This window comes from Alcaligenes sp. SORT26 (genome assembly GCF_017377875.1).
GTDB lineage: Bacteria > Pseudomonadota > Gammaproteobacteria > Burkholderiales > Burkholderiaceae_B > Alcaligenes > Alcaligenes parafaecalis.
Genome location: NZ_CP070975.1, coordinates 1,867,118 through 1,880,170 on the forward strand (window position 1 = coordinate 1,867,118; position 13,053 = coordinate 1,880,170).

11 protein-coding genes are annotated in these 13,053 nt (G+C 53.5%); 4 read left to right on the forward strand and 7 right to left on the reverse strand.

Going from position 1 to position 13,053, the window contains the following annotated elements; genetic code table 11:
* Position 1: 1 nt before the first annotated feature.
* The 3 genes from JYG33_RS08655 to JYG33_RS08665 form a co-directional block, all read right to left on the reverse strand.
* Positions 2-1,084: an efflux RND transporter periplasmic adaptor subunit gene (locus tag JYG33_RS08655; protein WP_207875537.1), complete on the reverse strand. Its 1,083-nt coding sequence runs from the start codon at positions 1,082-1,084 to the stop codon at positions 2-4.
* On the reverse strand, positions 1,081-2,586 hold the full coding sequence (locus JYG33_RS08660; RefSeq protein ID WP_207875538.1) for an efflux transporter outer membrane subunit: 1,506 nt from the start codon (positions 2,584-2,586) through the stop codon (positions 1,081-1,083). Before JYG33_RS08660 ends, JYG33_RS08655 begins: the two co-directional genes overlap by 4 nt.
* Positions 2,587-2,722: 136 nt before the next feature.
* Positions 2,723-4,477 (reverse strand): alpha/beta fold hydrolase, encoded by a 1,755-nt coding sequence (locus JYG33_RS08665; protein WP_207875539.1) that lies wholly within the window; start codon positions 4,475-4,477, stop codon positions 2,723-2,725.
* Positions 4,478-4,948: 471 nt separating this feature from the next.
* Here JYG33_RS08665 and JYG33_RS08670 point away from each other — a divergent pair, with 471 nt between their 5' ends.
* From JYG33_RS08670 to queC, 3 genes are all read left to right on the forward strand, one after another.
* A complete protein-coding gene (locus JYG33_RS08670; RefSeq protein WP_207875540.1) occupies positions 4,949-5,614 on the forward strand; it encodes a TetR family transcriptional regulator in 666 nt (221 codons plus the stop codon).
* Between the two features lie 255 nt (positions 5,615-5,869).
* Positions 5,870-6,544: a 7-cyano-7-deazaguanine/7-aminomethyl-7-deazaguanine transporter gene (locus JYG33_RS08675; RefSeq protein WP_207875541.1), complete on the forward strand. Its 675-nt coding sequence runs from the start codon at positions 5,870-5,872 to the stop codon at positions 6,542-6,544.
* A complete protein-coding gene (gene queC, locus JYG33_RS08680) occupies positions 6,541-7,254 on the forward strand; it encodes a 7-cyano-7-deazaguanine synthase QueC (RefSeq protein WP_207875542.1) in 714 nt (237 codons plus the stop codon). The genes JYG33_RS08675 and queC overlap by 4 nt, the downstream gene beginning before the upstream one ends.
* A gap of 231 nt (positions 7,255-7,485) precedes the next feature.
* Here queC and JYG33_RS08685 read toward each other — a convergent pair whose 3' ends face one another.
* The 4 genes from JYG33_RS08685 to serC form a co-directional block, all read right to left on the reverse strand.
* Entirely contained in the window at positions 7,486-8,061 is a 576-nt protein-coding gene (locus tag JYG33_RS08685; RefSeq protein WP_207875543.1) for a hypothetical protein, read from the reverse strand.
* Between the two features lie 2 nt (positions 8,062-8,063).
* A complete protein-coding gene (locus tag JYG33_RS08690; protein ID WP_207875544.1) occupies positions 8,064-8,774 on the reverse strand; it encodes a hypothetical protein in 711 nt (236 codons plus the stop codon).
* A gap of 197 nt (positions 8,775-8,971) precedes the next feature.
* Positions 8,972-10,261 (reverse strand): serine hydroxymethyltransferase, encoded by a 1,290-nt coding sequence (glyA, locus tag JYG33_RS08695; RefSeq protein ID WP_207875545.1) that lies wholly within the window; start codon positions 10,259-10,261, stop codon positions 8,972-8,974.
* Between the two features lie 72 nt (positions 10,262-10,333).
* The gene (serC, locus tag JYG33_RS08700) at positions 10,334-11,416 is read right to left on the reverse strand and encodes a 3-phosphoserine/phosphohydroxythreonine transaminase (protein ID WP_207875546.1); all 1,083 of its coding nucleotides are present in this window, start codon (positions 11,414-11,416) and stop codon (positions 10,334-10,336) included.
* Between the two features lie 125 nt (positions 11,417-11,541).
* Here serC and JYG33_RS08705 point away from each other — a divergent pair, with 125 nt between their 5' ends.
* Positions 11,542-13,047, forward strand: a complete 1,506-nt coding sequence (locus JYG33_RS08705; RefSeq protein WP_207875547.1) for a PLP-dependent aminotransferase family protein — start codon at positions 11,542-11,544, stop codon at positions 13,045-13,047.
* The last annotated feature ends 6 nt before the right edge of the window (positions 13,048-13,053 follow it).

Here is a 13,053-nt window from a genome sequence, read left to right on the forward strand (position 1 = left end):
TTTACTCCGTCAAGGTAGAAGTCAGCGACTCAGGCCAACTGGCATTGGGGTCCAGCTTCACCCAGGCCACACCGGGCAAGCCGGTCTTGACTTGCTCCAGGTGCTTTTTCAGCAATTCAGGGGCAATCTGGGCCTTGACGCGGAACATCAGCTTTTGGCGCTCCGAGGCAGTTTCTACGCTCTTGGGCGTGAACTGGGCCGAACTGGCCACGAAGGACACCGTAGCGGGGACCGGAATATTAGGGATGGCATCCAGCACCAGACGAACTTCGGTACCCAGAGCGACCTTGCCCGCCACTTCGCTAGGCAGGAAGAAAGTCATGTACACATCGGACAGGTCCAGCACGTTCAGCACACGACCACCGGCACCCAGCACTTCACCGGGTTGAGCAACACGGAATTGCACACGGCCATCGCGGGGGCTGACCAGTTTGCTATCACGCAAGTCGGCTTCGATACGGGCAACAGCGGCCGTGGCAGCTTCCACGGCAGAACGTGCGCCAATCAACTGAGCTTTAGCGGCGTTGATAGCGGCTTCCGATGCGGTGGCCTGGGCCTTGGTAGCAGCGACGACAGCCTGGGCACCACGCACACGGGCGCGGTCATCATCCAGTTCCTGAGCCGAAGCAGCACCTTCTTTGGACAAGGTGGTGGAACGGGCCAGACGACGTTGAGCCGCATCCAGCTCCGACTCACGCTGACCAATCAAGGCTTTGGCGGCGATGGCATCGCTTTCACGCAAGGCAACCTGAGCCTCGGAGGCAGCCACATTATTTTCTGCCTGACGCAAACCGGCTACCGCTTCATCCCGAGCCGCTTCCAGACTGTCTTGCTGCATGATGGCCAGAACCTCGCCTTCCTTCACGAAGTCGCCTTCATGAGCGGCAATGCTCTGGATACGGCCGGCAAACTTGGTGGAGATATCAATCTCGGTGGCTTCGATACGGCCATTGCCGCTCACAAAGCCTTCTCCCGGGCCAGTGTTGGACATTTTCTGCCATGCCCACCAACCCAGGCCAAGAACCCCGGCAACGATCAGGACAGGAACAAGATTTTTTTTCAAAGAGGAAGATTGTTTGCTCATAGCTGGCTCGAGGATGGATCCGAAGTAGAGGAGTTATGGGTGTTGGTCAGGGGCTCGGCAGGGTCCAGCCCACCGCCCAAGGCGCTATACATGGCAATCTGGCTGGCCAGAAGCGCACGGCGCGTTTGCACGACTTGCTGCTCCACATCCAGCAAATCGCGCTGCGCATCCAGCACTTCCAGATAAGCGGCCGAGCCGTTGTCGTAACGCATTTGTGCCAAACGAGCGCGCTCGGTCTGGGCGCTTCGGGCCACTAACTGGACTTCCAGTTGCTGACTTAACCAATGACGGGTCGACAAGGCGTCTGACACTTCACGGAAGGCGGTTTGAATCGCTTTCTCGTACTCGGCAACACGCATGTCACGACGTACATAAGAGACGTCCAGATTGGCGCTGCGACGGCCGCCGTCAAAAATAGGCAGGGAAATGGTGGGGGCGAACATCCAGGCCTTGCTGCCTGAATCAAACAAGCCATCCAGCTCGGCACTGGCCGTACCAAAATTGCCTGTCAAGGCGATGCGCGGGAAGAAAGCGGCTCGCGCGGCACCAATATTGGCATTGGCCGCACGCAGCTTGTGTTCAGCCGCAATAATGTCGGGACGCCACATCATCAGGTCTGAAGGCAGGCCGGGGGCCAGTTCAGCCAGCATGACGTTTTCATTCAATGGCGCGCCAGTTGGGGAAACTCCAGGGTCTGCACCCAATAGCTGCTGCAGAGCATGCAGTTGCACAGCACGTTGCTGCTCCAACTGGGCCAGCATGGACTGGGCCTGGGTCAGCAAGGTTTGCACCTGGGTCACATCCAGTTTGGACGTTGCTCCTACCTCGTAGCGGCGGGAGAAAATACGGTAGGACTCCTGACGAGTCTCTACACTTTTACGAGCGATCTGCACACGCTCGTCCAGCTCGCGCACCACAATATAGTTATTGGCCACTTGCGAGACCAGAGCCACATGAACGGCTTGTCGGCCCGCTTCGGTCGCCAGCCAGCCTTGCAAGGCGGCATCTTCCAGACTACGGACCCGACCCCACAAATCCAGTTCCCAACTGGTCAACCCGACTTGAGCGCGGTAATCGCCTCCCGTTACGGCCTGGCCGCTAGGATTCATATCCCCCGGCACGCGCGAACGAGCGGTCTGACCACCTACAGTAAATTCCGGGAAGCGTTCGCTACGCTGCAAATTCAGCATGGCGCGGGCCTCATCCACCCGCAGGACCGCCACGCGCATATCGCGGTTATTTTCCAGTGCGGTCTCAATGAGCTTGCCCAGAACCGGATCTTTAAAGTACTCGCGCCAGCCCAAGTCGCGAGCTCGTACCGCAGTGGCCGAGCCAGCCGACAGGTCTGAATAGGCTTGCGGAACAGGGGAAGCTGGCTGATCGTAATCGGGCGCCATCGAGGCGCAACCCGCCAGGGTGACCAGCAAGGCAGCCAGCGCGAAATGAGGGCGACGCGCAGCGCTTCGGTGCTTGAGACTCAAATCGTAGGTCTGTGGGGCCATTGTAAAAAATGCCTAATGAGAAAAAGGGAAACTGCCGTCAAGACAAAACAGCACGTCAGCGATGGGCTTGCGCCTATCGCCGACATAACACAGAGCGACAAGCTCACTGTTTAGCGAGCTTGCATGACCTGACTGCTTACTTCACTAATACGTATTGACCGGGCGCAGGGCCCACCGGGGCAAAGCCTTGCTTGGCCGCCCCCATTTGCGGTGGCTTCACGTCTGCACCGGAGCGAGCTTTCAGCCACTCGGTCCAGGCGGACCACCAGGAGCCCGGATGCGAGGCCGCTTGTGCCTGCCACTCGTCCACCAGAACAGGAGCAGTGCCTGCGGCTCGGGTATGGATCTGATACTTGCGACGCGGATGGCCGGGTTCGCTGACAATTCCGGCGTTGTGACCACCTGTGGTCAAGACAAAGGTGATCTCGGCAGGAACCAGATAATGCAGCTTGTAAACCGAACGCCAGGGTGCGACGTGATCGGAGACGGTGCCCACGCAAAAAACAGGCAAATTGATTTGCGCCAGAGAAACGATACGGCCTTCAACCGGATAACGGTTTTGACTTAAATCATTATTCAAATACAAGCGGCGCAAATATTGCGAGTGCATGGTGGCAGGCATACGTGTGGCATCTGCATTCCAGGCCATTAAATCGTTCAAGGGACGACGTTCGCCCAATAAATATTTATTGACCATAGGCGCCCACAATAAATCAGCAGAACGCAACATTTGAAATGCGGCTTCCATCTGATTGGCGCGTAAAAACCCTTCATCGGCCATCTGCGCTTCCAGCAGGCTGACCTGGCTTTCGTCAATGAACAGGGACAGATCGCCAGGCTCGGAGAAGTCGGTTTGAGCGGCGAAGAAAGTCAGGGAAGCCAGCCTGTCGTCCCCATCGCGTGCCATGGCGGCCGCCGCGATAGCCAGCAAGGTGCCACCCAGGCAGTAGCCGGTAGCATGCACTTTCTGGCCTGGAACAATGGCATTGACGGCATCCAGACTGGCTTTCCAGCCCAGACGAATGTAGTCGTCCATGCCAAAGGCATGGTCCTTGGCATCGGGGTTTTTCCAGGACAGGCAAAACACTGTATAGCCCTGGTCGACCAGGTATTTGATCAGCGAATTCTGCTGAGACAGATCCAGAATGTAGTACTTCATAATCCAGGCCGGAACGATCAAAATAGGCTCTGGGTGTACTAGTTTCGTGGTGGGTGTGTATTGAATCAGCTCCACCAGCTCATTGCGCAACACCACCTTGCCTGGTGTCGCCGCCAAATCCTTCCCTACCGTGAAATCTTCCGTACCAACAGGAGGCTCGCCCGCGAACTGGGCCTGCATATCCTGCTGCCAATGCTCCAGACCACGGCTGAAGTTATCCCCTTGCTCTGCCAGGGTTTTATCCCATACCAAAGGGTTGGTCAGTGCGAAATTGCTGGGGCTGAGCATGTTCAGCCATTGCTCGGCACCAAAGGCAATCAACTGCTGATGATGGGGCTCTACCCCTGCCACACCCTCGGTTGCGCTTTGCCACCATTGCTGCTGCGCCTGATAGGTTTGCCGCAACAAATTAAAGGGCCAGCGGTCCCAGGCGGGATCCGCAAACCGGCGGTCTGTCTGAGCGGGGGGTGTTGCTTGAGCAGGGGCTTGCGCAGGAAGCTGGGCAGAGGCGGCCAGCTCCTCGCTCCAGTCACGGAATAACTGCTCCCACTGACTAAGGGCCAACTGCCGTAATTGTTCTTGTTTGCCGGGGCTCAGGGCCAGATGACGTATCCAATCCATCCAGGCCATGAACTGCGATTCGGGGGAGATGGAGCTCCAGATACGGGCCCAGGCGGCTCGTGCGGATGCGTCTAAATGCTCAGTCTGATCGATGCACTGCCTGCTTACCATTGCCACTCCGCAAAAAGTACACATAAAGAAAAAAGCAGATACGACTGCTTAGTCTTTTTAATAATACACCAGTTTACATCTAAACTTTTTGCATGCAGGCCTTTTAACAAAGACCTATAAAAAACCTTTGCGGTAGATCAAGTTCATGACAGATAAAAAACGGTCAGCTCAAGCCACCTTTCCTGTTATAACGTGCCTGATATGAAATGGGGAAATAAAAACAAGCATAAAAAATAAATAAACCTTCACTGAAAAGGGAAGGCTTTTAAAAACAACAAAGACCATGCAACCCACTGAAACATATGGCACTTCAAACAGGCAACAGAACAATTATTTCTTAGCTATATGACAAAACGAAGCTGCCGTCCCGGCTAGGGATTCAAGCCACTACAGACCTGATCAGACGCCAGCCCGAAAGCAGTGGCCTGATATACTGCAAGCCCCATATCTTGCCCATCCACACAGGGTGACATGACAGACTCGCACCAAAATAAACCTCAAAAAAACGAAACCACAAGCAAGCGACGCTACCTGCCCTCGGCCGAGCGCAAACGCGAAATCCTGAAAGCCGCTTTTGAAGAATTTTCCCATCGGGGTTTTCTGGGAACCTCTCTGGAACGGATTGCCGCCAGCGCCGGCATTTCCAAGTCCGGGATCTACGCGCACTACAGCAGCAAGGATGAAGTGTTCGAGGACATGCTCCACAGCACCCTGCTGCCACCCGACGGCAATACTTTTGAGCTGACCGATACATCGGATGCCGACACCCTGTCCTGTATCGTGGATGAGTACCTCAAGCAACTGTACAAACGCCTGTCCAGCCCGGACGTGCAAGCCATGTTCAGACTCTTGATGACCGAGAGCGGCCGCGTACCCGATCTGGCGCACTACTGGGGCAAACAGCTCCTGAGTCAGAACTACACGTCCAATCAGGCATTTTTTGAACTGGGTATACAGCGTGGTCTCATCCGCCCCGACGTCAGCTCGTCCGATTACATCCTGGCGGCCTCCCCTTCCCTGATGTGGCTCATGGTCCTGCTGGTTCTGGGCCCACAGAACTCGCCCGTGCCTTTTGACGAAGTCCATCGCTTGCACAAACGCTTACTCATAGAGTGTCTGCAACCTGCGGCGACCTGATCCTTCGCCTATATGAAGTGGACCACGCCGGCTCGGCTGCCTTGGCGCCAGAGCTGGACTCAAGGCCCGCCGACGCAGCCCGCCTGCTCTCTTTACCCCATAAGCCTCATCAAGCCAGACGTATAAGCGTCTCGGGCGCTCACGCTACACTTGAGGGCAACGATCATTCCCTCGAACAGCAACTGCCCGTACAATAGTCGGTTGCAGTCCATTTCCAATGGGTTCCCTCACCCCATCCACCAAAAAGGTTCAGACATGACTCTGCCTACCGTGCCGTCTTCACGGCTGTCGTTCTATTTGCGACTTTTAATTGCGTTTCACATTTTTATTGTGATCGCCAGCAATTACCTGGTTCAACTTCCCATTGAACTGTTCGGCTTTCATAGCACCTGGGGGGCCTTCAGCTTTCCCTTCGTTTTTCTGGCCACCGACCTGACAGTCCGTCTAATGGGCAAGTCCGAAGCGCGTCGCGTCATTACCCGCGCCATGTTCCCGGCCTTGATCGCCTCGTATGTGGTGTCCGTCCTGTTTAACGAAGGCCATTTCAATGGTCTGCAAGCACTGGGCGAATTCAACAGCTTTGTCTTCCGCATTGCCTTGGCCAGTTTTGCTGCCTATGTATTAGGACAGTTGCTGGATGTGCAGGTGTTTGACCGCATCCGCCGCGACTACAAGCAATGGTGGATCGCACCAGCAGCCGCTTCCATCTTTGGGCAGGCTTTGGATACTCTGGCCTTTTTCGGCATCGCCTTCTGGCGCAGCAGCAACCCGTTCATGGCCGAGCACTGGGGTGAAATTGCCGTGGTGGACTACGTTATCAAGCTGGGCGTCAGCCTGCTGCTTTTTGTGCCCATGTATGGCGTACTGCTTAACTCCCTGATCAGCACCATGAAGCGCCGCGCGCTCAGTACCCCACAGGTCAAGGCATGAAGCCGCACACTCCCCGCCGCCGGGCACTGGTTTTATTTTCGGGCGGACAGGATTCAGCCACTTGTCTAGCCTGGGCACTGGACCGCTTTGCCTTGGTGGAAACCGTGGGCTTTGACTACGGGCAGCGCAACCATGCGGAATTGCAGTGCCGCCAGACCTTAAGAGACAAGCTGTGCCAGCAATTCCCGCATTGGGCAGAACGCCTGGGGGAAGATCATGTGCTGGACGCCAGCGTGCTGGCTCAGATTGGCGGCAGTGCCATGACCGAATCCATGACGATTGCCATGCAGGAAGACGGGCTACCCAATACTTTTGTACCGGGTCGGAACCTGCTGTTCTTTACCCTGGCAGGTGCCTTGGCCTACCGCCGGGGCCTGGATACGCTGGTGGGTGGCATGTCTGAAACCGACTACTCCGGCTACCCGGATTGTCGAGACAATACGCTCAAAGCCTTGCAAGTGGCCTTGAGCCTGGGCATAGAGCGCCCGCTGACCGTGGAAACGCCACTGATGTGGCTGGACAAAGCGGATACCTGGGAACTGGCCCACCAGCTAGGCGCGGATGCTTTAGTGAAGCTGATCCAGCAAGACAGCCATACCTGCTACCAGAATGAGCGCGAAACGCTGCATGACTGGGGATATGGCTGCGGGCACTGCCCGGCGTGTGAGCTGCGGGCCAAGGGGTATGGGGATTGGAAGTTGCGGGGCTAATCGCTTCGCTATTTTTTGCAGTGGCAAGGGCACATCGCACAATGCAGGCTCCGAGTCCCCAAAAACTCCAACTCTCAATATCGCATCAAATATTTTCACTTACCAGACAAGAGCTTTTATTTGCTAATTTCATTAATTACCAAACACCCAAAATTTTTTATATTTAATAAAGCAATAAATATCTAGCAAGTATTTTCATATTATCAATATACTTAACCCCACTAAAATCAATCAATTTTTCTTATAAGGTCTACGCCAGGTTTCACCATTTGAGCCCCATGCCCCCTCCTTCTCGTTCGTTCTGAGGCATGGCGAGCCACTACACATAGACCACATAAGATTTACACCGTACTGTTCCAACTCAAGAGCACGTGATTCCATAGCAGCTAGTTCTTGGCGTCGAGTATCGATTTCCTCTCTCGTAGGAATGAAATTCATAGCAACTATCAATGCAACGCCCAAAATTGCAAATATAAAAACGGTTAAACCACAAAACAACTTAAGCCCCAACCATCTCGCCGCACGCGTATACCGGTCCGCAGCTAGCACAGCTTGCTCATCAGCTTTTATAAAATTCTGTTGAAGCAGCTTAGCTGCTTCAACAGCATTGGTCGTTGCAGCCCCATCAATCTTATGAACTACAGATTGCGCAAGGGTCCCCATACGGGTTTCTATCCTTACCCGCATCTCATCCAATGCAGAAATCGCGGCTTCCGCTTGCTCTTGAGTTTGCCCGCTAGCAATTAAAATCTTAGTCACCACATCGAGTTGAGTTTGGATCTGATCATCAAATTCTTTAGGTGTCATATCTACCTTTCCAAGCTTGGCCCTTTGCGTTCAAGTTTATGCTGTCGCTCTTTCTTACGTTGTCTCAAGTATTCAAGATCCTTCTCTAACTTCACCTGCCTTTCCTTTATCCATAGAGAATGTTCAAGATTCAACTCTAACAAATCAGTGAGTGGTGCGAATCGAAGAAGCCCTCCTGGCTCAGCCAAAAGTAAAAGCCCCCCTGAACCCACTTCCCCCTTTCCCTGTGTGCGTCTTACCCACGCTAGGTACTCATTAATTTGAGCCCCTGTATATAGAACATTCTGACTAACTATATCTTTAGCTAAAGTGTGAATAAACTCTTCCAGCAGCTCTATTCTTGGACCCTTTGGACGAGGAAAGGCATCCAAATACGGAACCACCCTTAAGCCAAGAGTATTTTCGGTGGCTTTAGTTTCAATTAACCAATGAACCTCTCTCGAAATCGGCTCAAGCCTCGCTCCTTGAATTGCAGGGCACAAAAGAGAATGTCGGGCTTTCTCCTTAGCTAAGCTTGCTCCCTCTGCCTTAAACTCTATGAGCCGGACAACACCTGTAAATTTGAGAAGCACATCGCCTAGCAATTGGTCAGCAGGAGTTTGCTGTAACAGATTAACCGAGCCTGCCAGCATATCTTTTCCCTGCTTATCACGGAGTGAATAGCCAAGTGCAAATAGAAAATTACCAATAGTGATATTCTCGTACAGCTTCATCTTTTTCCCAATTATTTTTATTTTTAAATACTGTTAAACCCAACAAAACTCAGTGTATTTTCTCACTCAAATATCAGATACGATTTAGCCTCCACAAAAAGAGGCTACAGTTTATTAAAAAAATAAACCGAAAATATTAAACTCATAAAAAACCCAGCCACCAAAGTAGCTGGGCCCTTATAAAGAAGTTAATCAGTTCACAACTGTGCTGGCTCTGTCTGCACCTGATATACCGGGTAGCGTCGACACAAGGTCACAATCTTTTCACGGATATCGTGCTTGATCTTGTCCAGGGTGCCTGCCTCGTAAGCATCCAGCACATCACACAAGTAATGAGCCAACTGCTCGCAATCCGCTACGGTAAAGCCACGCGTGGTGACGGCAGGCGTCCCGATACGAATCCCGGAAGTCACCATGGGCGAACGCGGGTCGTTGGGCACCGAGTTCTTGTTCACGGTAATGTAGGCATCAGCCAAGGCATCGCTGGCTTCCTGACCCGTATAAGGCTTGGCCGACAGATTGATCAGCATCATGTGGTTATCCGTCCCACCTGACACGATGTTGTGACCACGCTGCATCAATACGGTGGCCATGGCGCGGGCATTACGCACCACGTTTTGCTGATAGCTACGGAACTCCGGCTGCAGGGCCTCTTTGAAAGCAATCGCCTTGGCGGCAATCAAGTGCATCAAGGGGCCACCCTGCACGCCAGGAAAAACGGCAGAGTTCAGACGTTTGTAGAAATCTTCACTTTGCCCTTTGGCCATGATCACGCCACCACGTGGACCGCGCAGCGTTTTATGTGTCGTACTGGTAACTACATGCGCATATGGCAAGGGGCTAGGGTACTCGCCCGCCGCGACCAGACCCGCCACGTGGGCCATATCTACCCAGAACCAGGCACCGACTTTGTCCGCGATCTGGCGCATGCGTGCCCAATCTTTCACGCGGGAATAGGCCGAAAAACCACCAATCAGCATTTTGGGCTTGGTCTCGATGGCAATACGCTCCATTTCGTCGTAATCGATCAAGCCGGTTTTGATATCAACCCCGTAAGGAACAATGTTGTAAAGACGCCCGGAAATATTGATGGGGTTACCGTGTGTCAGGTGTCCCCCCTGAGCCAGATTCATCCCCATGACCGTATCGCCCGGTTTGAGCAAGGCCAGGAACACGGCAGTATTGGCTTGTGCTCCAGCATGAGGCTGCACGTTGGCGTAGTCGCAATCGAACACGGCTTTCAGGCGCTCAATCGCCAGGCGTTCGGCCACGTCCACAAATTCACAACCGGCGTAGTACCGCTTGTCGGGATAACCTTCGGCGTACTTATTGGTAAACACCGAGTTTTGCACCTGCATCACCAAGGGGCTGGCGTAGTTTTCCGAGGCAATCAGTTCTACGTGATCTTCCTGACGGCTTTCTTCGCCCTGGATGGCCTGCGCCAATTCCTTGTCGAATTCAGCCAGGCTGAGTGTGTTGTCGTACATCGCTTTTCCTTAAAAAATTTCAACTCAAGTTGCAGCCACTTGCCGGGCCGCTGTGTAAAGCAGGCACACGCCCTAGCCGTGCGTGCGCTCGAACTCGCGCATGAACTCCCCCAGCGCCTGTACCGCATCCAAGGTGACGGCGTTGTAGATGCTGGCGCGCAAGCCCCCCGTTGATTGGTGTCCCTTCAAACCATGAAAACCATTTTTTTGTGCTTCTTCTGCAAATAAAGCATCTACATTATTTTTGGAAATATGGAATGGAATGTTATTGATGGATCGATAGTCAGGCAAAACATTATTGATATAAAAACCATTACTTCCATCAATAACGTCATAGAGCAATTGTGATTTTTTCTTATTTATTTCATGCAACACATTTATTCCACCCACACGCTCAATCCATTCCAGCGTTAAACCCAACACATACCAGGAAAAGGTGGAAGGCGTATTTAATAAGGATTGTTTTTTTGCTTGAATGGAAAAATCCAGGGCTTGTGGTGTACTTGTTAAAGGTTTGTCTAAAATAGCGGGATTCAGGACAACAAGCGTGACACCAGCAATCCCCATATTCTTTTGGGCAGATGCATAAATCAAATCATGCGCCGAAATGTCAAGCGGTTTTGACATCAAACTGGAGCAAGCATCACACACCAATGGAATAGGCGAGACAGGTGGTGCTGAAAATTGCAAGCCCTGTGCTGTTTCGTTTTCTGTGTAATGCAAGTAAGCCGCATCCAGATTAATATTAGATTCATTAATCTCGGGAATACGATCAAATCCAGTTTCATGAGAACTGGCTATGATTCTTACCTTTCCATATTGCCTGGCGGCATTAGCTGCTTGTTCCGACCATAAACCCGTATGTATATAGTCCGCTGTGTTTGTTTGATGGAACAAGTTCATCGGAATTTGAGAAAACTGCAAGTAAGAACCACCTTGCAGCAGCAAGACGTGATAGTCCGATGGAACCGCCAGGACACGGCGCAACGCAGCGTCGGTACGATGGGCAAAATCCATGAAGGGCTGGGAACGATGGCTGATTTCCATCACAGACAAACCTGTGCCAGCGAAATCAAGCAGCTCATCACGCACTTGCAATAGAACATCCATTGGCAAGGCGCTGGGCCCTGCGCTGAAATTAAAGGGTCGGGACATACTTGCTGAGATCCTGTACAAACCTGAACGCCGGAACAGGCCCCCCTATTTCGGCAATGACAATCAAGTCTACGAGCACAATGGTCTGACTAGTCAGACCATTAATATTCTCTGGAGCAGACCGCATGACGCGTTCGTTTGAACTGGACACCTTGAAGATGCGTCTTAACGATGACGAACTTCAATCCCTGGATCTTCACCAGCGCATTCAGCGTGCCTTGCGGGCACTGATTCTGGATGGTGCCCTGGGTCCGGGAGTCAAGCTGCCTGCCACGCGCTCACTGGCCAAGTCCCTGAGCATGGCGCGCGATACGGTTGAAAATGCCTATGTCCAACTGCACCGCGACGGCTTTATCGTGCGGCGCGAAGGCTCGGGCAGCTATGTTTCCGAATCGGTAGGCACCGAGCTGCGTGGCAGCGCATACCGCCGCATCAAGGCTCAGGATATGAAACGAAGCGTGATGGAACCGGGTACGGGCTTAAGCCGCCGGGGTCGCGCCGTGTTTGAAAGTGGTGGCATTGCCGACCAGCAGACCATCAAGGCCTTTGCCACGGGCCTGCCTGAAACCCGCAACTTCCCCACGGATGTCTGGGAACGCTTGCAGCGTCAGGCCATGAAAGACTTTCGAGCCAATATCCTGCTGCACGGTGATCCGCAAGGCACGGAGTCCCTGCGTAAAGCCATTGCTGTCTACCTGAATCTGGAGCGCGGAGCCAAAGTGTCTGCGGACCAGATCCTGATTCTGAGCAGCACGCGCCAAGCCCTGTTCCTGTGTGCTCAGTTGCTGGTGGATGCGGGCAAACCCATTCTGGTTGAAAACCCCGGCTACTTTGGTGCCCGCAAAGCCTTTGAAGCCGCCGAGGCCCGAGTTGTACCTATTGGTGTGGACGAACAAGGTCTACGCACCGAGCTCTTGCATGAAGATCGCAGCGGAGCCAATTGCATTTACGTCACACCTTCCCACCAATACCCCACCGGCGCGACCCTGTCCTTGGAACGCCGCCTGGAGCTGATACGCTGGGCCGCTGAAAATGGTCGCTGGATTCTGGAAGACGACTACGACAGCGAGTTTCACTACGACGGATTGCCGACCGCTTGTGTGCAGGGCCTGGATAAATACCAGCGCACGATTTACCTGGGCACCTTCAGTAAAACCCTTTATCCAGGGCTGCGCATGGGGTACATGGCCCTGCCACCCGAACTGGTCAAACCCTTCACCCAGGCGCGCAGCATCATGGATGGTCATACGCCACAAATCCTGCAACTGACGCTGGCACGCTTTATGGAAGACGGACACTACAACTCCCATATCCGCGCCATGCGCAAGCTGTATGCAGGACGACGGGAGATCATGCTGGAAGCGATCGAACAGCATTTGCAAGGGATTGTCCGCGCTGCCCGCCCCGAAGGTGGTCTGCAAATCCCCTGCTTTCTGGAACCGGGCTGGTCCGAGGAACACACCCTGCGTCGTGCCTTGAGTGCGGGGGTACAACTGCCAGGCTTAAGTCGCCTGTACATCGGTGAAGAAAAACAACAGGGCTGGTTATTAGGTTATGCCTCACTGACCGCGTATGAGATCGAGTCCGCCATGTTGCGTCTAGCCAACGCCCTGCGTCAGGGCAAAGGCTAAGTGGGG